This is a genomic window from Pseudomonas sp. SWI7, assembly GCF_006351945.1.
Taxonomy (GTDB): domain Bacteria; phylum Pseudomonadota; class Gammaproteobacteria; order Pseudomonadales; family Pseudomonadaceae; genus Aquipseudomonas; species Aquipseudomonas fulva.
Genome location: NZ_CP040930.1, coordinates 1,791,485 through 1,816,886 on the forward strand (window position 1 = coordinate 1,791,485; position 25,402 = coordinate 1,816,886).

Genomic DNA, 25,402 nt, shown 5'->3' on the forward strand with positions numbered 1-25,402 from the left:
GGCCCGTGGTTAGCGGGCCGAGCCCGGCTTCACGCGTGCATCAGGGTGCTCAAGGCCCTGACCAACGTGTCATGATCGAATGGCTTGCTCAATACCATCCCGCCATGGGTGGGCCAGGTCTGCTGCTCAGGGGTGGGCGGTGCATAGCCAGTGATGAACAGCACTGGCAGCCGCGGCCTGATCCCCCTTGCAACGTCGACCATCTTTCTGCCATCCAACCCGCCAGGCAGTCCGACATCGGTGATCAGCAGGTCGATACGCGTGTCCGAGCGCAGCAATTGCAAACCCGCCAGGCTGTCGGCTGCTTCGATGACGACGTAGCCCATTCCACTGAGCGTTTCACTGACATACAGGCGCACCGACGCTTCATCGTCCACCACCAATACCGTTTCACCCGGCCGCGCCCGGTGATTCACTGCAGGGGCAACGCTGTCGCTGACCACACGGGCAGGCCCACCGTGACTCGGTAATTGCACAAACACCCGAGTGCCTTGCCCTGGCGCCGACTCGATGTGCACATGCCCGCCGGTCTGGCGGGCAAAACCGTACACCATCGACAGACCCAGCCCCGTACCTGCACCTAGCGGCTTGGTGGTGAAAAATGGCTCGAACGCCCGCGAGAGGGTTGCGGCGTCCATACCAATGCCCTCATCCGTGACGCAGATGCTCAGGTAATCGCCCGAAGCGATCTCAGGGTCTGCATCCCCATCGATGCGCTTGTCTGCCGTGCGAATGCAAATCCGGCCGTTACCGTCCATGGCATCGCGCGCATTGATGCAAAGGTTCAGCAATGCGTTCTCAAGCTGGACGGGATCGACCAGGCACGTGTGCAACGAAGCGGACAACTGGACCTCCAGCTTCACGGAAGGGCCTACCGTGCGGCGCACGAGCTCAGCCATACCATCGATCAGCGCATGGACATCCGTCTGCACGGGCACCAGGGTCTGGCGCCTGGCGAACGCCAACAGTCGGTGCGTCAGCGCGGCGGCCTTGCGTGTAGCACCGTAAGCCACGGTCATGTAGCGTTCAACGTCCTCATGACGGCCCTGGGCCAGGCGAGACCTGATCAGGTCAAGACTGCCCGAAATGCCCGCCAACAAGTTGTTGAAGTCATGGGCAATGCCCCCAGTCAATTGTCCAACCGCTTCCATTTTCTGGGCCTGACGCAAAGCGGCTTCGGCCTCCTCCCGCTCGGCTACCGCCTGGGCAACACGCGCCTCGAGCGTTCGGTTGAGCTCAAGAAGTTGCTCCTCTACCTGCCTGCGGGCCGTGACGTCGATGGAGGATCCTACCAAGCCGATCACCTCCCCGTCGTCACTGAGCAGCGGTGCCTTGACCGAGAGCCAATACGTGGCCGACCCGTCTGGCATGTCCACCCGCTCTTCGACCTGCACGGCCGTCCCGCCAGCCATCACACGCTGATCGGTTTCCATCACCTGCCTGGCCTGCTCCTTATCCTCGAGGAACTCAAGGTCGGTCTTGCCCAGGTAGAATTCCGGCGGCTTGCCAATCAGCTGCGTGGCGCCATGATTGGCCACCAGCATGCGCCCCTCCAGGTCCTTGGCGTACACCACGCCGGGAACCGCGGCAGTGAAGGTACGCAGCAACGTGGACATGCGGTCGCGCTCGGCCTGGGCCTTGCGACGTGACTCGATGTTCATCAGCACACCAGGAAAGCGCACCGCAATGCCCTGCTCATCGAGCTCGACTCGACCGTTGGCTTCAACCCAGCGATAACAGCCATCGTCCTGGCGGACCCGGTATTCACAGCGAAACGGGCCGCCCAGGGCCGTGGCCGCCTGAATGGCTTGCGCGACGCGTTCGCGGTCATCGGGATAGATGGAGGCAAACGCTTCTGCCAGAGGCATCCCTGTCAGGCATTTGGACAGCGGCAAGCCAAACGAATGCGAAAAACGCTCATCGGCCGTAACCCTGTCATTGGGTATATCCCATACCCACGTGCCGATGATCGCGCCCGCGTCCAGCGCAAGCTGCAACCGTTCTGCGGTTAACGCGGCATCATCCTGGCCACTGGCATCGATACCAGCGGTACGTTGATTCATCGATCGACCTCGAACTTCCTGAGTGCAAGCACGGGCACCGGGCACGTCGCGCTGTGCAAAAGGCGCCTATGATGGGCCCCGCGGCCAAGAGTTGAAAGGCCTGGTCTTTATGCCAACTGAATAAAGATGGCGTATGACCCCAGCAAGACCCAGCACACGAGGAAAATCCAGGGTGTACGCAGCGAGAACAGCAAGGACTTGCGATGACCGGCCTGGGAGGTTTCGGTCTCGCTGAACAAGGGCGACTCGTCATAAGCCAGGCCCATCATGGGTTCGCTTCGCAGCAGATGGCTCTGTTTGAGCTGCCAATGCTCGATGATCTTGTAGGCGGCGTGAATACCTGGCCAGGCGTTCAGTGAACTGAGCACGCCAAGCAGCGCCAGAAACGGCGGCACCACCAACGTGAACATTTCACCCCAACTCTGATTGGTGTTGCCCATGGCAGATGCGTAGGCAATCACCAGAAATGACTGGGCAGCCAGATAAGCATCCGTACGATTGGCAAGGATGCTGGTCTCGTACTGGATTTCCTGTCGGTAGAAGTCCAGCCGCTCCTTGGGCGAGCCGAACATGCGGGCATTATGCTCCTGGATTTCGTGCTCCGGGGTGGCTGGGGTGATGATACGTGGCACAGTACGGCTCCTAGAAAGTATTCACGGGCAGGGACAATGCCCACGCGTTAGTCAACAGCGCTTGGCTGCCGTTGACGTCGCGCGGTGTAGCGAAGCTGGCTGAACACTGCTTTACGGCTTGTGCGCAGGCACATCCCTGGCGGTCTTCTGCGCCGTAGTGTCCTGCTCGGTGCCCGTAGACCCGTCTGGACGGTGAGCGTCATTGTCTCGCTCTTCTTCGCCTGTGGTACGCGCTTGCTCAACGCGCTTGGCGTCCTGCTCATTCGATGTGCTCATGAAGACACCTCAGCCTTTGCTATGTTCAGGGGAAGAAGGTCCAGTGCCGCGCTTGATGCCACGCGGCCCCCAAATACCCCAGATCGCCAGACCCGCAACAGGCAGCGCCAGGAGCAATAGCGCCCAGGCCGCCTTTGTGGAATCGGTCTTGTCACTACGAAACACGCTGACGATCGCCCACAAGTCCACCAGTAGAATGAGGACCGCCACGGCAATCCAGAAGTACGTCACAGGCTCGTTCATAACCGCTCTCCAGGTTTGATCGGTTTTTCAACCTCTTTGAAGAGGAAGCATGAAAGTCCTGCTAAGTTCAGCTCGATTGTTGCGCGATGGACGGGCGGGCGCACATGCACTGAACCAAAAGCCTTGCGCTCGCGTCCACTGCAAAATGCTGCGCGAGTTACAGGTATGGTCACTGAGCCGATTGAGTCCGTTTTCGAGTATTTGAAAAAACATGACCTTGTTCTGACCACTGCCGAGTCCTGCACTGCAGGCGCCATGGTAGCGGCACTGGCCGCCCTGCCAGGAACAGCCGAGGTGCTCGAAAGCGGCTACGTCGTCTACTCTCCTGCTGCCAAGCAGCGTCTGCTAGGCGTCAGCCCCACGACCATCGAGCGCTATGGCCTGACCAGCGAGGCGGTGGCCTGGGAAATGGCATTGGGCGCATTGAAAGACAGCAACGCTACCGTCGCCATCGCCACCACGGGCGTAGCGGGGCCTGCCGCGCAAGGCAAAATTCCGCCAGGTACGCTGTGTTTTGCCTGGGCATTCGCGGGTGAGCCGCTTGCCGTTTTTACCGGCACCCAACGTTTTTTTGCCGAGCGTGAAGAAGTGATGCGCCAGGGGGCAGTCTATGGGTTGTCGCAACTTGCGCATTATCACCAACGCTGGCTACGCGGCGAACGAGCCTGATCACATCTCGATGAATGAGCACCCGATGAATTCCAAGCATTATCCAGCGCCCGAAAGCGCCAATGCGCACCACCCTTTTTGGCCCGCCGGACGCATTAAATGGTGTGCACTTTTGCTGCCCCTGGGTGTAGTAATGGCCGCAATGCCGGCCAGTACCTGGCTGATCGATACCCAGGCGAGCAGCGCCGATGGCAAGGTGCAGGTGCAGTACAAACGACTGAGTCGCAGCGCAAGCCCTGCCGATCTTTCGATTGAAGTAAGGGGAGCGCCGAGCAAGCCGCTTTGGGTTCAGCTCGGCGGCAGCATGCTTCAGGAGGCGAGCATCGAAACCGTGCAACCGCAACCGCTGCGCATTCAAACCCAAGGGAAGGCAATGCTCGTTGAAGTGGCGACAGACGAAGCAGGGCTGGCCACGTTGCACCTCACCGTGCGCCATGAAGCACTTGGTCAGGTCACAGGTCACGTACGGGCCGGCGCCAACAGCGCCGTGCGACTATCGACACTCCTGTACCCGTAGCCCTGAACGGCTGAACACACACGCCTGGACACGAACACGCCGGGGCCCGTGCCACCGGCGTGTCGCCAATCTAATTCAGGACTTCTCAGTGGCAACTGCGAATTTCGTCATGTCTACCGCCGGCGCGACGAACTCCGGGCCTTTGCCCGAGACCCGCCACCGCACGTTGGTCAACCCATAGCGCTCAGCCATGGGTCGGCTGACTTTCTTGATCTTGTGCTGACCGAACCGCGGGATGATACCGACGCCTGCATCGCAACTCGCCCAGTGCCAGGCCTCGGCGTTGTCCATGCGTTCCAGTCGAATGATGAAAGTCCTGAATTCTCCGTGTAGCTCGTACTCGATTACATACAGTTGTTGTCCTGCCATTGGACTCTCCTCCATCAAACTCAGCCTAATGGAGCCAAAGGCGTAACAAAAAATTCCATTTATTTTGACCCGACAGTCATCGCCTTGCCGTTGCCCATTTGTGCCGAACTGTTGTCGCTTCGCTTCAGTCACACCTGTACAAAAGGTGCAGGAGCTGCAATGTGGAAGACGTATCTGAAAGCCCGCGGCAATGTGCCGAGCCGCAACGAGATACCGGTGGCTGGCTGGCGCTGGAGCAGTATGCGGCCCTTGGCGATGGGCGCTCGGTAGCACTGGTGGGCCTGGACGGTTCCATCGACTGGTGGTGCGTGCCCCACATGGACTCCCCCCCTCTGTTCGATCGACTGCTCTCGCCCAGGACCGGCGGTTACTTTGCCATCACCCCAACCCAGCCCTATCAGGCAAAGCGTCGCTATCGCCCCGGCAGCAATGTGATGGAAACCGAGTACATCACCTCTACCGGCAGCGTGCGATTGACCGAATCGCTAAACAGCGGGCCTGCCGGGCGCTTACCCTGGGCGGAACTGGCTCGCCGTATCGAGGGCATCGAAGGGTCGGTCACGCTTGAGATCGCCATCGATTTTGGTACCCAGGCCGACACGGTTAGCCCGTACCTCACGCCCAACGACAACGGCTGCGTTTTTCACGCAGGCCATATTCTCGGGATGTTCCTGCATGATCAACAGATCAGCGTGCGGCGCAAGGACGACATAGGCGTGCGCGCCACACTCGACACCTCGCCGGGGCAACGCACCGTGGTGGCCCTGATCGCGGGGCGTGACGAGCCCTTGGTGGTGCCGCCACTGAGCCTGATCGATGAACGCATCGACGGCTCTGATCGTGAATGGCGGCAGTGGTCGAAAAGCCTCATCTATAAAGGCCCCTATCAGTCGGTGGTGATACGCAACGCGCTGGCGCTCAAGTTGTTGCTGTCATCACCCAGCGGTTCGATCATGGCGGCTGCCACCACGTCGTTGCCAGAGCGCATAGGCGGCACCAAGAACTATGACTATCGGTTCGCATGGATACGCGATGCCGGGTATACCATCGAAGCCTTCCTCGGCATTGGCGCTCAGCCTGAAGCCAAGGCTGCGTTTACCTGGTTGCTGCGCAGGCTGGCCGAGCACGGCGCGCAGGTCTTCTACACCCTGGACGGGGCCATCGGTGACTGCACACGCACCATCGACCTGCCGGGCTACAAGCAATCCCCGCCCGTAGTGGGCAACGACGCCCGCGACCAGTTGCAGCACGGCGTGTTCGGCGACATTTTCGAAACTGCCCGTTGTTTCATCGACACCGGCAACATCCTGGACGGCAGCAGTGCAGTGCTGCTGTCACGGCTGGCCGATCAATGCGCAGACCAGTGGCGCCAGCCCGATGCCGGTATCTGGGAGTTACCAGAAACGCGGCACTACACCCTGTCGAAGATCAGCTGCTGGCAGGCCCTGAGCCGGGCCATCGAACTGGCCGACGGCGGCCATCTACCCACAACCTGCCGGCAGCGCTGGGCGCGCGAGCGTGACCGTGTTTTCGAGTGGATCGAAACCCATTGCTGGCATGAGGGCCGCCAGGCGTATGTGTTCTACCCAGGCAGCGACCGGCTGGACGCAGGTATCGCCCTGGCGGTGCGCTTCGGCTATCCGGCGCCTGAGAGGCTGCAAAGCACCCTGGAGGCTGTGCAGCAAAGCTTGTCGGCAGGCCCCTTCCACTACCGCTACAGCGGTGCGGTCGAGGAGGAAGGCTGCTTCCTGGCGTGCACGTTCTGGCTGGTAGAGGCTTGGGTACTGCTCGGCCAACACGAACGCGCGCAGCACGCCTATGAAGCTGCCTTGCAAGGCCTTGCCCATGGCGCAGGCATCTATTCGGAGATGGTCGACCCTGGCACGGGAGAGTACCTGGGCAACCTGCCGCAAGGCCTCACGCACCTGGCGGCGCTGCGCGCAGCGTTGGCACTGGGTGGCCGCGCACCGTGTAGATGAGGGTACACGCCAGGCACGTCATCTGCGCAGCGGAACTGATGGCCTGGCGCTCGACTCAACCCATGGCAACCGTGATTACAACAACCTGCAGAGGTGATCCATGAACGCCATCGAATTGCTGACCCAGGACCACCAGTTGGTCAAGAAACTGCTCGAAGAGTTGTCTTCGACAACGGAGCGCGCGGTGAAAAAGCGTGCCGAACTGCTGGAACGCATCAAGCAGGAAGTCACTATCCATACCGCGCTGGAGGAGGAAATCCTGTACCCGGCCATTAAAGAGGCTGGCGGCAAGGAAGAGGAAAAGATGTACTACGAGGCCAAGGAAGAGCACCGTACCGTCGATTCACTGGTGCTGCCTGACCTTGAAGGCACAGACACCGGCACGGTCGAGTTTGCAGGCCGGGTCAAGGTGATGAAAGAGTTGCTGGAGCATCATATCGAGGAAGAAGAAAGCGAGCTGTTCCCTACGGCACGCAAGCTGCTGGGTAAGCAGCAACTCGAGGAGATGGGCAAGACGATGATGGCGCAGAAGAAACTGCTCAAGGGCAAGTCGGAGCAGCGAGCCGCGTGATCAAGCCTGCGCGCCCCCTCAAGGGAGCGCGCAGCTCGCCCGCTATTCTGCCGGCGATTCGGCATCGACCATCGGCGGTACTGGGGCCAGGGCAAAGGCCCTGCGTTGTTCGGATCGCCGCGCGAACGGGCGAGCGGGCAGCGGCTCCAGCTGTTGTGGCGTACCGGTTTCAAGCGCTCGCTTGATCGCCTCGACTACCCGTACATCGCGCCACCCCTCCTCCCCGTCGGGTTCGGGCGCGACGTTGTTGAGGATGCAGTCGGAGAAATAAGCAGTTTCCCCAGCAAATTGATCCACCACAGGGTTAACGTGCACACGCGTCTCGCCATCGATGGTGGCCCTGTAGCTGATCGCGACCCCTTCCCCATAACCAAAGCACGGTGAAGCCTCGATCTCGCCCTTGGTGCCCGATAACTGGAACCGCTCGGTAGACGGCAAGGTATAGCTGACGGTGAACTGGGCCAGTCGTTCGTCTTCGAAGCGCAGGCTCACGGTGACCGTGTCCCAGGTGTCCATGGTGCTGCCAGGCGAGCGAACTCCCATGGCCGAGACTTCGATGGGTTCGGCGTTGAACAACTGGCGAACCATGTTCAGGGGATAGGGGCCCATGTCGGGCACCGGCCCGGCCTCGAAACCATTCTGGGCACGGTGGTTATTGGGCTTGACCCGCTGCGTGAAGATAGAGGTGAACAACCTGGGATCACCGAAATCGCCCTTGTGCACACGCTCGATCATGTCCAGCGTGCCAGGCTCGCAGTGCAGACGGTAGGCAACCATCAGCTTCGCCCCAGTGCGTTTCGAGGCTTCGATCATAGCCTTGCAGTCGGCTTCGCTGATGCCCATGGGCTTTTCGAGCAATACATGAATACCGGCTTCGAGCGCCGGCACCACGAATTCACGGTGACGGAAATTAGGCGTTGCGATGTAGAGCGCATCCACCTCCCGCGCAGCAAGCATCTGAGCATACTGGTCGTAATGGTAGGTGCGCAGGGCATAACGCTCGCCCAACTGCCGGGCTTTTTCCTCATCCCCGGTGACCAGGACGGTAATTTCCGAGTTGTCGGTCTGCCCGATACCAGGCATGAACGCACCCTGGGAAATCGAGCCCCCGGCCACTACACCATAACGGACCTTGCGTGCTGTACTGGGCATGACATCCCTCCTCTTGATTACGATTCAAAGCAGTACCTCTCAAGTGGGCAAGCCAAGGCTGGGTGAGGTTCAAAAAAACGTGTGTGCCCGCGCTGTCATGGCCATGCGTATCCAGGTAGAGGATCGATCTGAACCCGTCCTCAGCTGGCCTGTCCCACGAACAAACCAAGACCGAGGACAGCGCGATGGAGGATTGGATCGATTGGCTGGAATGGCCGGCCATGGTGCTGACGGTAGTGGCAGCATGGTGCATAGGGTCGCGGCGACCCGCCCGCCGCAAAGTCGGCTTCTGCTGTTTCATTGCAAGCAATCTGTTATGGGCGGCCTGGGGCTGGCACGCCGAGGCCTGGGCGCTGATCATTCTGCAGTTCACGCTGTGCGTCATGAATCTGCGAGGATGGAAGAAGAATACGAGGATGGAGCCGGGTTGACGTGGATCTAGGTGTGAGTGCCTTTGCCGGAGCGCCGGGCCGGCCCCGGTAGCTGAAGGTGTCAAGTTGACTGTCAGGCGCCCAGCTCAAATCGTGGGGCCGCTTTGCGGCCCATTGCAGCACTAAGCCGCTGGCTTCAATTTCGGGAAAGCCCAGCGCATGCAGCAAAACGACCCCATCGCTTAGCGATCCAGGCGCTTTTCGACGTTCTCAGTCTGCTGTTCGATCGCCCGCGTCTGCTCTTCCAGTTCCTTGATGGATGTCGGGGTGATCGCCTTGTCTACGGCCTCAGTGGCCGGATCAGGGCGTTCCAACACCGGATCAGGTGACTGCTCGCCTTTTTGCGCTTCCTCAGAGGAGATCGGACGCGGGACTTTGTCGCCGGTGTGGGTATGAGTGTCTTTCATGGGCATCTCCAACTTCAACAGGGTGTCTTTATGAGCAGAGCGCAACGCCGGGGAAAAGTTTGATCCGCTTCGCTTAGCCCAGGTGACTGCGAACCGTCAACGCATCACCCACGGCGGCGCCACTGGCTGTGTTGTCAAAGATGCACCAGGTGATCGCCCCCTGAACATGGGTACGTGTCACCTGCGCGCCAAGCTGCCGTAAGCATGGATCGGAATAAGCGCTGTGATACAAAACCGGTACGCCGTGCAACCGCCAATACGCTATGCCTGGCCATCCTGAGGGCTGGCCGTCTAGCACGAATCTAGGCGGACTTGCCGCCACCTGTCCCACCTGAAGGTCAATCAGCAGCGTTTGCGCTGAATACCATGTCGCATGCCTAGGTTCGACGACGACCGGCTTGTCGGACCGGCGGCGCAGCGCTTCGAAAAAACGCCTGGCTACCGCTTCGTCAAAGCTTAGCGACGGTGGTAGCTGGACCAGCAAGCAGCCCAGTTTCTCCCCCAACTCCCCGCATTGGGCCAGAAAGCTGTCCAACGCCGCTTCACACCCTTGCAGACGCATCTCATGGGTAATGGCCTTGGGCACCTTGACCGAGAAGCGAAAGCCCTCAGGTGTCGATGTGGCCCAGCGCGCGTAGGTTTGCGGCCGATGGGGCCGGTAGAACGAACTGTTGATTTCCACAGCGCTCAGGCGCGCAGCGTAGCGCTCCAGATGGCTGCCTGCCTCGGGAAAAGCCGGAGCATGCTCCTTGGGCAGACTCCAGCCTGCACAGCCTAAGTAGATCATCTCAGTAGTCCGTTGAACTCACTCAATGATGGAGCCGCTTCAGTGTCAGGACGTTCCACTGGGCAGATCGATGGAACACCCGGCAACGGGCTGGGCACTAACGCAGCACATCCCAGAGGAATCCAACATGACTGACCCCAATCATCCAGACCCTTATGTGGACGACGTACCCCACAATCCGGGTGACACCATTGGTACACCTGAACAGGCGCCCACAGAGCCGGCTCCGGAATGGCCGGAAGGCCAGGTGCCACCTGAAGAACAATCTGACGGCTGATCGTTTCACACCTGGCGGCGTACGCTGCGCCGCCGCAAACCACTGCAATCACCAGGAGGGATCCGATGAAGTTCGCGCAGTTCTGTCAGTGGCTATCCAACCAGGCTGGCCGCCCCAGCACATTCCTGATGGCCATCGTGCTCATCATCATGTGGGCGGTTTCCGGCCCATGGTTCCACTACAACGATACCTGGCAACTGATCATCAACACCTCGACCACCATCATCACATTCCTGATGGTGTTTCTGATCCAAAACACCCAGAACCGGGACAACGACATCATTCACGTCAAGCTCGATGAGCTGATCCGCGCCACTCAATCGGCGCAACGTTCGGTGCTGGACCTGGAGGCCATGGACAGCAAGACCCTGCGCGAGCTGCGCAAGGAATACCGTGCGCTGGCTGCGCGTACCGGCGCAACGCTTGAAGACGATGTGCCGCATCCATGAGGAGCCCTCTCAGCGCATCGCTGGACGGGGCCCCACCTGTTGTCAATCGTGGGCCAATCAATGGCCTACGGGCGCACGGTCCCTTACCCGGTCTGCACTGTTCATCTTCTTATGATCGATGTGCACCCACCCTCTGATAACCACTCGCAGGGCAATTGTTTTGCTCGACGCCTGACACCTCGAAATCTTTGCTAGAGGAGGCAAGCCTTCATGAGCGATCGCATCATTACACTCTTCACCGATACCACGTTCTTCGGTATTTCCATTCTGAACCTGTTACTCGCCGTCACTGTGGCCGTCCTGACGTTCCTGGTGGCCAGGGCCGCCATAAGCTTCGTACAGCGGCGCGTCAAGCACTGGTCATCTCACTCCGGTGCCTTGAGCCATGTGGTTGAGAAAGTACTGTCAGGCACCAGCAACTCGCTACTGTTCCTGGCTTCACTGTTGGTGGGGTTGAGCATGCTCGACCTGCCGGAGCGTTGGTTGAGCCGGGTCGGCAGCCTCTGGTTCGTCGTCGCCGCGTTGCAGATCGGCCTGTGGGTCAACCGTGCCATCGGTCTGGGCCTGGACCGCTACTTCACCCGCCATAATCCGGACGGTTCCCAGCAGAGCAGTGCCCTTGCCACGTTGTCGGCCTGGGGTGCGCGGGTATTGTTATGGTCGATCGTGCTACTTGCCATGCTGTCGAACCTGGGCGTGAACATCACCGCCTTCGTCGCCAGCTTGGGTGTGGGCGGTATTGCGGTCGCCCTGGCTGTGCAGAACATTCTGGGTGACCTGTTCGCCTCGCTGTCCATCGCCGTGGACAAGCCCTTCGAGGTGGGCGACTTCATCGTCATTGGCCCATTGGCCGGTACCGTCGAACATGTGGGCCTGAAAACCACGCGCATCCGCAGCCTGGGCGGCGAGCAGATCGTCATGGCCAATGCCAGCATGATCAGCAGCACCATCCAGAACTACAAGCGCCTGCAAGAACGACGCATCGTGTTCGAATTTGGTCTTTCCTATGACACGCCTACCGAGGCGGTGAAGAAGGCACCCGGGATCGTAGAGGAAGCGATCAAGGCGCAAACGCAAGCACGCTTCGACCGCGCGCACCTGCGGGGCTTCGGCAAGGAAGCGCTTGAGTTCGAATGTGTCTATATCGTGCAGGACCCAGGCTACAACCTGTACATGGACATTCAACAGGCCATCAACTTCAAGCTGCTTGAGCGGTTCTCGAAAATCGGCGCCAAGTTCGCCGTACCGGTGCGGGCCATCAAGGTTACGGCGCTGCCGCAGGAGGCGAACGTGCATGCGCAAGGGCGAGACAACCTGGGTATGCGGGGGGCTTGAGAGCGTCACCTGTGACGCTTGAACGTGGCAGCGGACCCGGCGGTCCGCTGCCCTGCCGTCTCACATAGGCTCATCACCATTGACCTTGCCCAGTTCGGCACCGGTCATCGGTTGCGGTGAGCCGCACTGCCCACCGATTCCCTTTCAAAGCGTTTGCGAGGCACGACAGAGTGACTCAATGGCGCCTACCAGCTCGTCGTAGTGCACGGGCTTGGTCAGTTGCAGGTCGAAGTGCGCGACCCGACCCTCCCGGCTTGGCGGGCTGACCCCATAGCCACTCAACGCGATTGCAGGCGTCGCCTGATACTGAGCTTGTTCACGAATCGCCGTGATGAACGCGTGCCCGTCCATTTCAGGCATGCCGATATCGGTCAGTATCACATCGAACGGATGCCCCCCTACGTTCTCTAGCGCCTCGACTGGATTGAGGAACGAGGTGACGTGGGCGTCTTCCATTTCCAGCAGCATGCGCATGACATCGATAACGTCTGCAGAATCATCTACCAGTAACACATGAACGCCTTTGAGCCTGCCTGTACTGGACGCAGCCTCGGGGTTGGCTGCGCCCCGCTCAAGGGTGCGCTGCGACAGCGGTAGCTGGACACTGAATGTCGAACCATGCCCCAGCCCCGCAGAGTGTGCGCTCACCGTCCCGCCATGGGCCTGCACCAGTTGCTTGACCAGTGACAGGCCGATGCCCAGGCCGTCACCGTGATGACGGGTGTGGTGGGGCTGCCGAAACAGCTCGAAGATGTCTGTCACATCATCTGCAGACAGGCCAGGGCCGTTGTCGCTGACAGCCAAGCGCACGTTTTTTTCGGTACGCGAGAGCTCGACCGTGACCTGTGCCTGCGGGCCGCTGAACTTCAGGGCATTGTTGATCAGGTTCCAGATGATCTGCTCAAGACGCGTCGCATCACCCTCAACCACCATCGGACCGCGCGGGTCGGGCAGTACGAGGAGTATACGGGCCGTGGGGTGCTCCTCAATGGCCATGGCATGTACCGACTTGAGCATATCGGCCAGATCCAGAAGCTCTTTCTTGAGCATGAGCTTTCCGGTCCGCAGGCGAGCGACGTCCAGCAAATCATCGATGATGCGGGTCTGGCTGGTCACTGCGTCGTTGATCACGGCAAGCGCCTTGCCACCCTTGGCCGTGTTCTGCACGGCGGGCAGTCGGCGCAAGATCTCGGCATTGAGCTGAATGAGGTTCAGCGGGTGCTTGAGCTCGTGTGACATGACGGCAAAGAATTCATCCTTGAGCAAGCTGCTGGTGCGTGTCTCAGTCAGGCGCTTGCCCTGTTCATCCTGCAGGTGCTTCTGTCCCGTCATATTACGGGCAATCTTCACGTACCCCGGGGTATCACCACGCAAGCGCGCCGTTTCCCCGCTGCAGTACAAGCGGCTCCCGTCGCGACGCATATGCCAGCGCTCGTCTTCGGCACGCCCATTTACCTGGGCTTTGCGCAATTCGGCTTCAGGTACACCAGCAGCTCGATCCTGGTCCGTGAACAGCACGTCGAAATGGCTGCCGGCAATCTGCTCGGCACTGTGGCCGAAGATAGACTCCGCACCGCGATTCCACTCACAGATGACGCCGTTGCCGTCCAGGATGATGATGGCAAAGTCCTGGGTGCTTTCCGCTACCAGTCGCATGCGCTCTTGTCCCAGGCGCAGGTCCTGTTCAGCTTCACGCCGTTTGGTGATGTCGATGAACGTGAGCACCGTACCGTCGATGTGGTCCTCGCTCGAGCGATAAGGCAACAGGCGAGCGATGTACCAGCGCCGGTCACTGCTACTGACCTCCCGTTCCCTGACGGTCAGCGATTGATGAACCGCAGCCGCGTCTTCGGTCATTTTCGGATAATCGAGCCGATGGGTGATATCCAGCAGCGAACGGCCCGTGTCCGTCTGGCGCATGCTGAAGATGTCTTGCGCTCTCGGCGTGAACCAGCGGATATGCATGTTGCGATCCACGAACACTGTGGCGATGTCGGTAGAAGCGATCAGGTTGGCCAAGTAGTCGTTGATCTTGTCGGTTTCTTCGACCTTGCTCTTGAGCTCGAAATTGACCGTGAGCAATTCTTCGTTGATCGACTGAAGCTCTTCCTTGCTGGTTTCCAGCTCTTCGGTAGCCAAGCGCAGCTCTTGGTTGGTGGCTTGCAGTTCTTCGTTGGAAGCTTCTAACGCTTCGCTGGAGACTTCCGACTGTTCGATGGTTTCCTGCAGGTGCAGCTTGGTGCGATGCAGCTCGCTCTCCAGGCTCGTCATCACCTGATTTTGATTTTGCTCGACGGGGATGTTGGCGGCGACATTGGCGCGGAAAATCCGGTTGCGTTTATCGACCGCCTTGAACAGCTCCGGGCACAGGTCAGCAGACTCCGAGGAGCCCATGAACAGGTAGCCGCCAGGGCGCAGCGCGAAATAGAACATCTGCAGCATTTGTTTCTGGATCTCGCGATCCAGATAGATGAGCACGTTGCGACACACGATCAGGTCTACCTGTGAGAAAGGCGGGTCGCAAAGCAAGCTGTGCCTGGCGAACAGAACCTTCTCACGAATTTCCTTCCTTACCCGGTAGTGATCGTTCTCCTTGGCGAAGTACTGGCGCAGGCGCGTGGTTGATACATCGGTGATGATCGCCTCGGGGTAGATCCCCGCGCGACCTATGGCAATCGCACGCTCGTCGATGTCGGTGGCAAATACCTGCAGCTTGAGCAGAGCAGGCTCAAGTTTGCGGTGTTCGGCACACAGTATCGCCAGGCTGTAGGCCTCTTCTCCCGTTGAGCAGCCAGCGGACCAGATTCGCACGTCTTCACGCTTGTCCTCAGGGCCACCTGGGTTCAAGACAACGCTCAATACCAAGCGCTCGAGCGCCTCGAAGGCTTCCCGGTCGCGAAAATAGTTCGTCACACCGATCAGCAGGTCTTCGAGCAGGTTCTTTGCCTCATCAGGGTGCTGCTCAAGATGACGCAGGTAGCTCGGCAGGTCGGCCCGGCCAGTGATCTGCAAGCGGCGTTCGATGCGCCGTATGACCGTCGCGCGCTTGTAGTGCTGGAAATCGTACCCGGTACAGTTGCGCAGGGTCATGAGAATGTCCTGCAGCGCCTGCTCGCTATCCTCTCCCGCTTGCGCAGCGTTGGCTTGGATTCCGGCCTCTGCATCGGCGACACGGATGCTGCGCATGCCCATCCAGAAACCGAGCAGTTTTTGCGGTATGTCGGCTACCGGCAGTATCGCATCGACCAGTCCGGTGGCAATGGCAGCCAGCGGCATCCCGTCGAATTCGGCATCGGCCGGGCTCTGCACCAAGGTGATGCCACCTTGCTCCTTGATACGCGACAAGCCCACTGCACCATCACTGCCTGCACCGGAAAGCACTACACAGAAACTTCGCTGCTTGTGCACATCGGCCAGATCACGGAAGAACAAATCGATGGCGACATGCTTTCCCGAAGGCCGCGAAGAGGGAACGACCTTGAGGTGGCCGTCAGTCATGATCAGTTGCCAGGCAGGTGAAATGACATAGACGTGATCGGGCTCGATGGGCACGCAGCTGTTTACCTGTACGACCGGCATGGAAGTCGCGGCCCGAATGATCCCGTCCGCGACGCGCTGATGATCGGGCGAGAGGTGCAGCACGATGACGAATGCCATGCCGCTCTCAGCCGGCATGTGTTCGAAGAAAACCTTGAGCGCGGCGATACCGCCTGCCGAGGCACCAATGCCTACCACCGGAAACCCAAGCTGGCTGGGTACGGTTCGATCTGTGTTGGCGGCGGTGCTGGACGGGCTGTTCATCGTTGGTTCCTGTCTGAAAACATCCACGAAGTGACGTGGTTTTCCTGTATGACCCCCGTCAAGCGCCGGAACACCCGCAAAAAACCGCATGCCCTGCCAGGCGGTCGGTTGGCACTTCATCGCCCTAGGGAAAGGCCCGTTCGTCGCCTACAGGGCACGGCGTGGTAGTGCAGCCTGACGAACACTACGAGGACACCTCATAAAAGGAGCTTCATCATGACAATGCTAAAACCTTCTTCCTTGCTGCTTGCACTCTGCCTGGGTGCGTCCGCGCCAATGGTCATGGCAGCTACCAACATGAACGATCAGCACACCCCCAGCATGCAGTCGGGTGATCACGGGACCATGAATGGCACCGGCGGCGCTACCGGTTCCGGCACCCCAGGGGACGGCATGGGTACCGGCAGTGGCACCGGAAGCAATGGTACGGACGCCACGGGTGGCGATGGCACAACCTCAGGCTCGGGTACCGGTAGTGGGGCGAACACGGGTCCCGGCGGCACCGGGAGTGGCTCAGGCATGGGCGGTACCGGGAGCGGCGACATGGGCGGTAGAGGCGACATGGGCGGCAGCGGAGGTACCGGTATGGGCAGTGGGACCGGGAGCGGCGGTACAGGTGGCGGTACGGGCGGCGCAGGCGGCTCGGGTGGTGGTAGCTGATCATCAGGGGTACTTGATCATCGCAAAGGCTCACCGAGCCTGATACCTGGAATCTAAGGGCTGCTTCGCAGCCCTTCCTGTAAACGGCAGCGATAGAGGCTCGAGGCTGGCGTGACGACTAAACCTAGACACGGCACACATGCCAGCAGCCCCGATCAGCGGCTCTACAGCACGGATATTCCTGCCCGCCTTGATCGACTGCCATGGACCCGGTTTCACACGTTGCTGGTGGTGGCGCTTGGCATCACGTGGCTACTGGACGGCCTGGAAGTCACCCTTGCCGGGTCACTGGCCGGCGCCCTGAAGGACAGCCCTGCTCTGGCCATGAGCAACCGCGACGTTGGTCTGGCTGGCGCCATCTACATCGCAGGGGCGGTGCTCGGCGCACTCTTTTTCGGATGGCTGACCGACCGCCTGGGCCGGCGCAAACTGTTCTTCATCACCCTGGCGCTCTACATCGGGGCCACCGCAGCCACGGCATTTTCCTGGAACCTGTGGAGCTTTCTGGCATTTCGCTTTCTCACAGGCGCGGGCATAGGTGGGGAATATACGGCCATCAATTCGACCATCCAGGAGTTCACCCCAGCGCGCTACAGGGGCTGGGTCGATCTGACCATCAACGGCACATTCTGGCTCGGCGCTGCGCTGGGTGCAGTGGGCGCCATCGTGCTTCTGGACCCGTCGATCGCGAACGGCGACCTCGGATGGCGCCTCTGTTTCGGCACCGGCGCCGCGTTGGGATTGCTGATCATGCTGATGCGGCTGTGGGTGCCGGAGAGCCCGCGGTGGCTGATGATTCACGATCAGCCCGAAGCTGCTGAGCGTATAGTGGCCGATATCGAGCGCAAGTGCCGCGCTCAAGGCTTGAGACTGCCTGCGGTAGATGTTCCGCCCCTGCAATTGCGTGCCAGGCATCACACGCCTTTGCCCGAGATCTTTCACAGCCTGTTCGTGGTCCACAGACGCCGGGCCATGGTAGGCCTGACGCTGCTCACGGCGCAGGCGTTTTTCTACAATGCCATCTTCTTCACCTATGCCCTGGTGCTGACCGATTTCTACGATGTGCCCTCCTCCAGCGTTGGCTGGTATGTCTTGCCGTTCGCGCTCGGCAACTTCTGTGGCCCGCTGTTGCTCGGGCGGCTGTTCGATGTGCTGGGGCGGCGTATCATGATCAGCGCCACGTATGCCCTGTCGGGCATACTGCTGACCCTGAGCGGCTACCTGTTCGAACAGGGGATGATCGATGCCATCGAGCAAACGATCGCCTGGATGGTGATCTTTTTCTTCGCATCGGCTGCGGCCAGCTCTGCCTACCTTACTGTCGCAGAAACCTTCCCGCTGGAGATCCGCGCTCTGGCCATTGCCGTGTTCTATGCATTCGGCACAGGGCTCGGTGGCATGGTGGGGCCGACGTTGTTCGGTGCCTTGATCGAATCGGGCGAGCGCACCCAGGTCTGGTATGGGTATCTGCTCGGCGCCGCGCTCATGCTGGTAGCGGCATTCGTTCAGGCCGTTTACGGCGTAGCCGCAGAGCGCCGGTCACTGGAGCACGTTGCCCGTCCCCTTTCTCAGGTGGAGTCCGCCGATTAAAAGGGCCACCGCCCGTCCGCCAACCGGCACTTGAGCGCGTGCTGGCCTTCAACCCTATATCCATCAGAGAGGAGCGGCGACCATGGCACGCGGCGACAAAGACAAGTACACCCAAGAGCAAAAGCGCAAAGCCGAGCACATCGAGCAAAGTTACGAGGACAAAGGGCTCTCCAAGGACAAAGCCGAGGCGCGCGCCTGGGCTACGGTGAACAAGCAATCCGGTGGGGGCGACAAGCAAGGTGGCTCTGGCAGCAAGACCAGCAGTACAGACAAGGAAAGCGCACGTTCGGACTCTGCCAAACGAGCTGCCAAGACCCGTGAGGGGCACGCGCGCAACAGCTCGGCTTCCCTCGAATCGCAGACCAAGGAAAGTCTGCTCAAGGAGGCACGCAGCAAGGACATCAAGGGCCGCTCGACCATGACCAAGGCCGAGTTGATCGAAGCGCTGCGCAAGCACGGTTGATTTGCACGAACGGGTTATTCCGGTCGGCTGAACCGCTTCAAGTCCGTTGAAACTTTAGTATTCCCTGTCAAGTCCAGAACTTATCCGAGACGCGGCAGGAGAAGACAATGAGCGGCACTGTAGGCGATTTTCTGGTCGAGCGGCTGTACCAATGGGGCGTACGCCGCATCTTTGGTTACCCGGGCGACGGGATCAACGGTGTGTTCGGCGCCCTGAACCGCGCGGGCGGCAAGATCGAATTCATCCAGGCCCGGCACGAAGAGATGGCTGCCTTCATGGCCAGTGCCCACGCCAAGTTCACTGGCGAGCTGGGCGTCTGCATCGCGACGTCCGGCCCGGGTGCTTCGCATCTGCTGACCGGTTTGTACGACGCGCGCATGGACCATCAGCCGGTGCTGGCCATCGTGGGCCAGCAGGCGCGCGCAGCCTTGGGCGGTCACTATCAGCAGGAGCTGGACCTGGTCTCGATGTTCAAGGACGTCGCTGGTGCGTTCGTGCAACAGGCATCCACGCCTGAACAGGTACGTCATCTGGTAGACCGCGCCGTGCGCACGGCCGTTGGAGAGCGACGTGTGACTGCCGTGATTCTGCCCAACGATCTGCAGGACCTGCCCTACGAAGACCCGCCCCGCGCCCATGGCACCGTTCATTCGGGCGTTGGTTACAGTAAACCCAAGGTGGTTCCCTTCGATGCTGACCTGCAACGCGCCGCCGATGTGCTCAACGCCGGACGCAAGGTCGCCATCCTGGTCGGGGCCGGCGCGCTGGGTGCCAGTGACGAGGTAGCCGCAGTGGCCGAGCAACTGGGTGCTGGCGTTGCCAAGGCCTTGCTGGGCAAGGGCGTGCTGCCCGATGAGCTGCCGTGGGTGACTGGCGCCATCGGCCTGCTCGGGACGGAGCCGAGTTACAAGTTGATGGCCGAATGTGACACGCTGCTGATGATTGGTTCTGGCTTCCCGTATTCCGAATTCCTACCCAAGGAAGGTCAGGCGCGCGGCGTGCAAATCGACCTGCAACCCGACATGCTCAGCCTGCGTTATCCCATGGAGGTGAACCTGGTCGGTGACGCGGCGCAGACGTTGCAGGCATTACTACCTTTGCTGCACGCGCGCCCTGATCACAGCTGGCGCAAGAAAATCGAGAAGTGGCGCGCCAGCTGGGACAAGACATTGACCAAACGCGCTTTGGTCAAGGCCGACCCGATCAACCCGCAGCGAGTGGTGCATGAGCTCTCCCCGCGCCTGCCGGACCAAGCGATCATATCCAGTGATTCAGGTTCGTGCGCCAACTGGTACGCCCGTGATCTGATGATCCGCGAAGGGATGCAGTGTTCCTTGTCGGGGGGCCTGGCCTGCATGGGTGCGGCCGTACCTTACGCCATTGCTGCCAAGTTCGCCCATCCGACCCGGCCGGTGATCGCCATGGTGGGCGACGGCGCCATGCAGATGAACAACCTCGCCGAGCTGATCACAGTGGCCAAATACTGGCAGCAGTGGGAAAACCCCACGTGGATCTGCGCGGTGTTCAACAACGAAGACCTCAACCAGGTGACCTGGGAGCAGCGCGTGATGGAGGGCGATCCGAAGTTCGAAGCCTCTCAGTCGATCCCTGATGTGCCTTATCACTTGTTCGCCATATCGATTGGTCTTGAGGGTATCTACGTCGAGCGTGAAGAAGATGTCGCTCCCGCTTGGGAGCGTGCCTTGGCGGCCGATCGCCCAGTCCTGATCGAGTTCAAGACGGACCCCAACGTAGCGCCACTGCCACCGCACCTGAAACTTGAGCAGGCCAGGAAGTTTGCGACCACCTTGCTCAAGGGTGACCCGGATGAAGCCGGCGTGATCGTGCAGACCGCCAAGCAAGTGCTGAGCGCGGTGCTTCCAGGCAAGAAATGACAAGGGCTTGGCGCTTGGGATGAACGTTCCGGGCGCCTGACCAGTCGCACTCCATAGACACAGCCTACTGTGCGCAATCGAACCGTGAGGACCTACCATGACTGCACTCCCTGAACAGGGCGCTGCACAGCAGACCCTGAACTTCACCCTCAATGGCCAACCCCAGGCCCTGACAGTACAACCCTGGACCACCCTGCTCGACCTGTTGCGTGAGCAGCTGGACCTGGTGGGCACCAAGAAAGGTTGCGACCATGGCCAATGCGGCGCCTGCACCGTGCTGCGCGACGGCCGCCGGGTGAACGCTTGCCTGACCCTGGCCGTGATGTGCGAAGGTGCCGACCTCGTCACCATCGAAGGCCTGGCCGAGGGTGACCAACTGCACCCCATGCAGCAGGCATTCATCATTCAGGACGCCTTCCAGTGCGGTTACTGCACCCCTGGCCAGATCTGCTCGGCCGTGGGCCTCGCCAATGAAGGTCACGCCCATACCCGTGCCGACATCCGCGAGCAGATGAGCGGCAACCTTTGCCGCTGCGGCGCTTACAGCAACATCGTGGCCGCCGTCGAACAGGCCCTGCCGCTGATCAAGAGGGCACGCACATGACCCCTTTCAGCTACCACAAGCCTGCCTCGCTGGACGAGGCACTGCGCTTGACCAATGCGTCCTCGCGTTTTATTGCAGGCGGGACCAACCTGGTCGACCTGATGAAGGAAAATGTCGAACGGCCCGAGCGACTGATCGATATCACAGGACTGGAACTTGACCGTATCGAGTCCTCCAACGCGGGCGGTGTAATGATCGGCGCGTTGGTCAGCAACGCGGACCTGGCCTGGGACCCGCTCATCCGCCAGCGTTACCCACTGCTGTCGCAAGCGATCCTGGCCGGTGCATCGCCTCAGTTGCGCAACATGGCAAGCACCGGCGGCAACCTGCTGCAACGTACGCGCTGCTACTACTTCTACGACACCGGTACGCCTTGCAATAAACGCGAACCCGGCAGCGGTTGCCCGGCACGCAGCGGCTTGAATCGCATTCATGCGATTCTCGGCGCCAGCGAGGCTTGCGTGGCGACTCATCCTTCGGACATGTGCGTGGCATTGGCTGCCCTGAAGGCCGTGGTGCATGTGCAAGGGCCCGCCGCCAAACGCCAGATTCCGTTCGCCGAGTTCCATCGCCTGCCCGGCGATACGCCGCAGCAGGACAACCACCTGGCGCCTGATGAGCTGATTACCGCCATCGAGCTGCCTGATCAAGGCTTCGCCGAGCATTTCCGCTACGTGAAAGTACGTGATCGTGCCTCCTATGCCTTCGCGCTGGTCTCGGTCGCCGCTGCCCTGCACATCGAAGGCGGGGTTATTCAGGAGGCCCGCATCGCCTTGGGTGGCGTGGCCCACAAGCCATGGCGCAACGAAGCTGTCGAAGCGATGTTGCAAGCAAAGGCGCCCAGCACCGAGCTCTTCACGCAAGTGGCCACTGCCCTGCTGCAAGGGGCACAACCCCTGAGCCAGAACGGCTTCAAGGTGCAACTGGCACAACAAGCCATCATTCGGGCATTGAACGAGGCCGCCGCCGGCGGCAGCCTCGAGGGGGACGCGCAATGAGCAAGGTAGTAGGAACCCCAGCGGACCGCGTCGACGGCGCAGCGAAGGTCACCGGCCAGGCACGTTATGCCGCCGATTACCCGGAAGAAGGCCTGCTGCACGGCAGCGTCGTTTCCAGCACCATCGCCCGCGGCCGGGTGGTCAAGGTCAACAGCGACAAAGCGCTACAGGTGCCAGGCGTGGTGGCAGTACTGGACCACATCAACCGTCCGCGCATTTCCAGCTACGACGATGACTACAGTGACGATGATGCAGCCGAGGGCTCACCCTTCAGGCCGTTGTTCAATGACCGCGTGTTCTACAGCGGTCAGCCCGTCGCACTGGTCGTCGCACAGACGCTGGAAATCGCTCGGCATGCGGGCTCGCTGGTCGAGATCGATTACAGCCAGGAAAGCCATGAATCCGACCTGGAAAAGGTACTGGGTCAAGCACACGAGGCGCCGGCTGAAACACCTGAGCCCCGTGGTGACTTCCCAGGCCGGTATGCCAGCGCCCCTACCCGCGTGGACGCCACCTACTGGACGGCCAACGAACACCACAACCCGATGGAGCCCCACGCCTCCACCGTGTGCTACCAGCTCGATGGTAGCCTGGTCATCCACGACAAGACCCAAGGCACGCAGAATTGCCAGGAATACGTGCACAACGTATTCGGACTGCCCAAGGAAAAATTGCGCGTCAAGGCAGCCTTCGTCGGTGGCGCCTTCGGTTCCGGCCTGCGTCCCCAGTACCAGCTGCCCCTGGCGGTCATGGCTGCCCTGCACCTGATGCGCTCGGTGCGCGTGACCTTGACCCGCCAGCAGATGTTCACCTTTGGCTACCGTCCACGCACACAGCAACGCCTGCGCCTGGCGGCCGATGAGCAAGGCCGCCTGTCTGCCATTGGGCATGACGCCATCGGCCAGACGTCACGGTTTGAAGACTTTGCCGAGCACGTCGTCGAGTGGAGCGGCATGCTGTACCAATGCGACAACGTCGCGTTGAGCTACCGCTTGGCCCCACTGGACGTCTACACCCCATTGGACATGCGCGCGCCGGGTGCAGGTTCGGGCATGCTGGCGCTGGAGTGCGCCATGGACGAACTGGCCTGCGCAACAGGGCTGGACCCGGTCGAGTTGCGGCGACGAAACTTCGCCAGCCACAATGGCAATGAGGGTAAGCCTTACTCGAGCAAGGAACTGCTAGCCTGTTACGCACAAGGGGCCGAGCGTTTTGGTTGGGCCAAGCGCCAGGCTGCGCCCGGCTCGATGCGGGACGGCAATCAACGCATAGGCTGGGGCATGGCCGGCGGTGTATGGGAAGCCATGCAGATGCAAGCCAGCGCCAAGGCGCGTCTGGGCTGTGACGGGCACTTGACCGTCAGCAGCGCCACCACGGACATCGGCACCGGCACCTATACCGTCATGACGCAGATCGCTGCCGATGCCGCGGGCCTCGACATGGCCGATGTCACGTTCCTGCTTGGCGACTCCTCCTTGCCCAAGGCGCCGTTGCAAGGTGGGTCGTTCACCGTGTCCTCCGTCGGTTCTGCCGTGCGCAAAGCGTGCCTGGAGCTGCGCAAGCAGGTTGTCGAGCAAGCCAGGCAACAGCACCAGAGCCTGGCCAGCCTGGACGATTCCGACTTCGTGATCGCAGGTGGCCAGGTGAGCGCCGGTGAGCATTCGTTCGCCCTCGCCGACCTGCTGCCCAGTGCCCAGCAGGCCTGCTTCGAGGTGCAGGTCGAGGCGGGCCCTGACGACAAGCGCAAGCCCTACTCCACTGCCACCCATTCGGCGGTCTTCGTCGAGGTATCGGTGGACGAAGACCTGGGGACCGTGCGCGTCAAGCGCGTGGTCAGTGCGGTGGCTGCAGGCCGGGTCGTCAACCCCAAGACAGCGCGCAGCCAGATCCTGGGGGGCGTGGTGTGGGGCATCGGCATGGCGCTACACGAAGAAACCCAGACCGACCATGCGCTGGGCCGCATCCTCAACCACAACCTGGCCGAGTACCACGTGCCGGTGAATGCCGACATTGATGATATCGAGGTGATCTTTGTGGAAGAGCACGATGATGTGGTCAACGAGCTGGGCTCCAAGGGCGTGGGCGAGATCGGCGTGGTAGGTGTCGCTGCGGCCGTGGCCAATGCCATTTATCACGCCACCGGCAAGCGGGTCCGCGAGTTCCCGATCACCTTGGACAAGCTGCTGTAAACGGGCCCTGCCCTCTGGAGTAATCGCATGCCACGCCTGGGTTTCGCCTGCATGTACCGACACCCGCACCGCAGCTTGTCGGTCAAGGAGCTGGAGACCATCGAGCGTACGTTCAACCCGCGCAGCACGACGCTGCGTTGGGTTTCGGGCGCCTCCCGCGAGGCGGCTCGGAACAAGTTGCTTGAACTGGCGGAACACAACCTCCAGGCCCAGCTGCGCTTGCTCGACTATGTGGCCCAGCTGCCCCAGGCGCTGCGCATGCTGCGCCTGAGCAGCGACCTGCTGCCGCTGTACAGCCACCCTAGCGTGGCCCACGTGTACCGCGAGGCCGACTTTCAAGCGCTGATGGCCGAACGTTTCGCCGCCATCGGTGCTTTCGCGCGCGCCAGGCAGATACGCCTGTCATTTCACCCTGGACAGTACTGCGTGTTGGGCTCGGACCGCCCCGAGGTGGTGGAGAACAGCCTGGCCGAATTCGAATACCATGCCGACATGATCCGCATGATGGGTTACGGGCAGGTCTTCCAGGACTTCAAATGCAATGTGCACATTGCCGGCCGGCTGGGCGGTGCGGGGATTCGCACCGTATGGCCACGCCTGTCCGAGGTGGCCCGCAATGTGATCACCTTCGAGAATGACGAGAAGACCTATGGGCTCGACGACTGCCTGGCGTTGGCTGACCTGGCGCCGGTGGTGCTGGATATCCACCATTGCTGGATTCATGAGGGTGACTACATCGACCCGGGCGATACGCGAGTTGAGCGGGTGATCGGGAGCTGGCGCGGCGTACGCCCCACCATGCACTACTCTCAGCCCCCGGAGCACCTGCAGGCGCTGGGGTTCGGGCCTGATCGCAAGCTGGTGATCGGTGAGTTGCTGGAACAGGTGAACAAACGCGATCTGTACGCCCACAGCGCTCGCATGTGGAACCGCTGGACGAACCGCTACGCACTTCAGTTTCTCGACAGGTTCGACATCATGTTCGAGTCCAAGGACAAGAACCTGGCCACGCTTGACTACTTCAACGACTACCTGGCTTGATCGG

Annotated in this window: 25 protein-coding genes; 16 read left to right on the forward strand and 9 right to left on the reverse strand. The window is 60.9% G+C overall.

Going from position 1 to position 25,402, the window contains the following annotated elements; translation table 11 throughout:
- Positions 1–29 precede the first annotated feature (29 nt).
- The 4 genes from FH041_RS08025 to FH041_RS08035 form a co-directional block, all read right to left on the reverse strand.
- A complete protein-coding gene (locus FH041_RS08025; RefSeq protein WP_027914751.1) occupies positions 30–2,063 on the reverse strand; it encodes a PAS domain-containing sensor histidine kinase in 2,034 nt (677 codons plus the stop codon).
- A 107-nt stretch (positions 2,064–2,170) separates the two neighbouring features.
- Complete coding sequence (locus tag FH041_RS08030) at positions 2,171–2,695, reverse strand: hypothetical protein (protein ID WP_023536033.1); 525 nt, start codon at positions 2,693–2,695, stop codon at positions 2,171–2,173.
- 111 nt (positions 2,696–2,806) lie between these two features.
- Complete coding sequence (locus FH041_RS22725; RefSeq protein ID WP_168199527.1) at positions 2,807–2,971, reverse strand: hypothetical protein; 165 nt, start codon at positions 2,969–2,971, stop codon at positions 2,807–2,809.
- 9 nt (positions 2,972–2,980) lie between these two features.
- Positions 2,981–3,214 carry a PLDc N-terminal domain-containing protein gene (locus tag FH041_RS08035; protein WP_027914750.1) on the reverse strand — a complete coding sequence of 78 codons (234 nt, stop codon included), beginning with the start codon at positions 3,212–3,214 and terminating at the stop codon, positions 2,981–2,983.
- 165 nt (positions 3,215–3,379) lie between these two features.
- Here FH041_RS08035 and FH041_RS08040 point away from each other — a divergent pair, with 165 nt between their 5' ends.
- The gene (locus FH041_RS08040) at positions 3,380–3,883 is read left to right on the forward strand and encodes a CinA family protein (protein ID WP_027914749.1); all 504 of its coding nucleotides are present in this window, start codon (positions 3,380–3,382) and stop codon (positions 3,881–3,883) included.
- A gap of 133 nt (positions 3,884–4,016) precedes the next feature.
- The gene (locus FH041_RS08045) at positions 4,017–4,400 is read left to right on the forward strand and encodes a hypothetical protein (protein ID WP_140174387.1); all 384 of its coding nucleotides are present in this window, start codon (positions 4,017–4,019) and stop codon (positions 4,398–4,400) included.
- A 75-nt stretch (positions 4,401–4,475) separates the two neighbouring features.
- On the opposite strand, the gene FH041_RS08050 is transcribed toward FH041_RS08045, so the two are convergent.
- On the reverse strand, positions 4,476–4,769 hold the full coding sequence (locus FH041_RS08050) for a DUF6555 family protein (RefSeq protein WP_027914747.1): 294 nt from the start codon (positions 4,767–4,769) through the stop codon (positions 4,476–4,478).
- Positions 4,770–4,993: 224 nt separating this feature from the next.
- On the opposite strand from FH041_RS08050, the gene FH041_RS08055 reads away from it, so the two are divergent.
- The gene (locus FH041_RS08055; RefSeq protein WP_082693216.1) at positions 4,994–6,748 is read left to right on the forward strand and encodes a glycoside hydrolase family 15 protein; all 1,755 of its coding nucleotides are present in this window, start codon (positions 4,994–4,996) and stop codon (positions 6,746–6,748) included.
- Between the two features lie 100 nt (positions 6,749–6,848).
- A complete protein-coding gene (locus tag FH041_RS08060; RefSeq protein ID WP_027914745.1) occupies positions 6,849–7,319 on the forward strand; it encodes a hemerythrin domain-containing protein in 471 nt (156 codons plus the stop codon).
- A 42-nt stretch (positions 7,320–7,361) separates the two neighbouring features.
- Here the strand turns inward: FH041_RS08060 and FH041_RS08065 are convergent, their stop codons facing one another.
- On the reverse strand, positions 7,362–8,471 hold the full coding sequence (locus FH041_RS08065) for a Gfo/Idh/MocA family protein (RefSeq protein WP_111475345.1): 1,110 nt from the start codon (positions 8,469–8,471) through the stop codon (positions 7,362–7,364).
- 185 nt (positions 8,472–8,656) lie between these two features.
- Here FH041_RS08065 and FH041_RS08070 point away from each other — a divergent pair, with 185 nt between their 5' ends.
- A complete protein-coding gene (locus FH041_RS08070) occupies positions 8,657–8,902 on the forward strand; it encodes a hypothetical protein (protein ID WP_027914743.1) in 246 nt (81 codons plus the stop codon).
- 182 nt (positions 8,903–9,084) lie between these two features.
- Here the strand turns inward: FH041_RS08070 and FH041_RS08075 are convergent, their stop codons facing one another.
- Together FH041_RS08075 and FH041_RS08080 are read right to left on the reverse strand one after the other, a co-directional pair.
- Positions 9,085–9,309: a hypothetical protein gene (locus tag FH041_RS08075; RefSeq protein WP_027914742.1), complete on the reverse strand. Its 225-nt coding sequence runs from the start codon at positions 9,307–9,309 to the stop codon at positions 9,085–9,087.
- 73 nt (positions 9,310–9,382) lie between these two features.
- On the reverse strand, positions 9,383–10,096 hold the full coding sequence (locus FH041_RS08080; protein WP_132578777.1) for a DUF72 domain-containing protein: 714 nt from the start codon (positions 10,094–10,096) through the stop codon (positions 9,383–9,385).
- A gap of 127 nt (positions 10,097–10,223) precedes the next feature.
- Here FH041_RS08080 and FH041_RS22730 point away from each other — a divergent pair, with 127 nt between their 5' ends.
- The 3 genes from FH041_RS22730 (at position 10,224) to FH041_RS08090 (ending at position 12,157) form a co-directional block, all read left to right on the forward strand.
- Complete coding sequence (locus FH041_RS22730) at positions 10,224–10,373, forward strand: hypothetical protein (RefSeq protein WP_154665190.1); 150 nt, start codon at positions 10,224–10,226, stop codon at positions 10,371–10,373.
- A gap of 65 nt (positions 10,374–10,438) precedes the next feature.
- Positions 10,439–10,822: a low affinity iron permease family protein gene (locus FH041_RS08085; protein ID WP_042139293.1), complete on the forward strand. Its 384-nt coding sequence runs from the start codon at positions 10,439–10,441 to the stop codon at positions 10,820–10,822.
- Between the two features lie 210 nt (positions 10,823–11,032).
- Positions 11,033–12,157 (forward strand): mechanosensitive ion channel family protein, encoded by a 1,125-nt coding sequence (locus FH041_RS08090; protein WP_028687000.1) that lies wholly within the window; start codon positions 11,033–11,035, stop codon positions 12,155–12,157.
- A 144-nt stretch (positions 12,158–12,301) separates the two neighbouring features.
- Here the strand turns inward: FH041_RS08090 and FH041_RS08095 are convergent, their stop codons facing one another.
- Entirely contained in the window at positions 12,302–15,958 is a 3,657-nt protein-coding gene (locus tag FH041_RS08095; protein WP_140174388.1) for a CheR family methyltransferase, read from the reverse strand.
- A gap of 216 nt (positions 15,959–16,174) precedes the next feature.
- On the opposite strand from FH041_RS08095, the gene FH041_RS08100 reads away from it, so the two are divergent.
- From FH041_RS08100 to FH041_RS08135, 8 genes are all read left to right on the forward strand, one after another.
- Positions 16,175–16,618, forward strand: a complete 444-nt coding sequence (locus tag FH041_RS08100; protein ID WP_027914738.1) for a hypothetical protein — start codon at positions 16,175–16,177, stop codon at positions 16,616–16,618.
- Between the two features lie 111 nt (positions 16,619–16,729).
- Complete coding sequence (locus tag FH041_RS08105; protein ID WP_028686997.1) at positions 16,730–18,208, forward strand: MFS transporter; 1,479 nt, start codon at positions 16,730–16,732, stop codon at positions 18,206–18,208.
- A gap of 82 nt (positions 18,209–18,290) precedes the next feature.
- The gene (locus tag FH041_RS08110; protein WP_027914736.1) at positions 18,291–18,671 is read left to right on the forward strand and encodes a hypothetical protein; all 381 of its coding nucleotides are present in this window, start codon (positions 18,291–18,293) and stop codon (positions 18,669–18,671) included.
- Between the two features lie 107 nt (positions 18,672–18,778).
- On the forward strand, positions 18,779–20,566 hold the full coding sequence (locus FH041_RS08115; protein WP_028686996.1) for a thiamine pyrophosphate-requiring protein: 1,788 nt from the start codon (positions 18,779–18,781) through the stop codon (positions 20,564–20,566).
- 97 nt (positions 20,567–20,663) lie between these two features.
- Positions 20,664–21,170, forward strand: coding sequence for a (2Fe-2S)-binding protein (locus FH041_RS08120; protein ID WP_028686995.1), 507 nt, complete (start codon positions 20,664–20,666; stop codon positions 21,168–21,170).
- Positions 21,167–22,168 (forward strand): xanthine dehydrogenase family protein subunit M, encoded by a 1,002-nt coding sequence (locus FH041_RS08125; protein WP_027914734.1) that lies wholly within the window; start codon positions 21,167–21,169, stop codon positions 22,166–22,168. Before FH041_RS08120 ends, FH041_RS08125 begins: the two co-directional genes overlap by 4 nt.
- A complete protein-coding gene (locus FH041_RS08130) occupies positions 22,165–24,357 on the forward strand; it encodes a xanthine dehydrogenase family protein molybdopterin-binding subunit (RefSeq protein WP_028686994.1) in 2,193 nt (730 codons plus the stop codon). Before FH041_RS08125 ends, FH041_RS08130 begins: the two co-directional genes overlap by 4 nt.
- A 27-nt stretch (positions 24,358–24,384) precedes the next feature.
- Positions 24,385–25,398, forward strand: a complete 1,014-nt coding sequence (locus FH041_RS08135; protein WP_140174389.1) for a UV damage endonuclease UvsE — start codon at positions 24,385–24,387, stop codon at positions 25,396–25,398.
- Positions 25,399–25,402 lie beyond the last annotated feature (4 nt).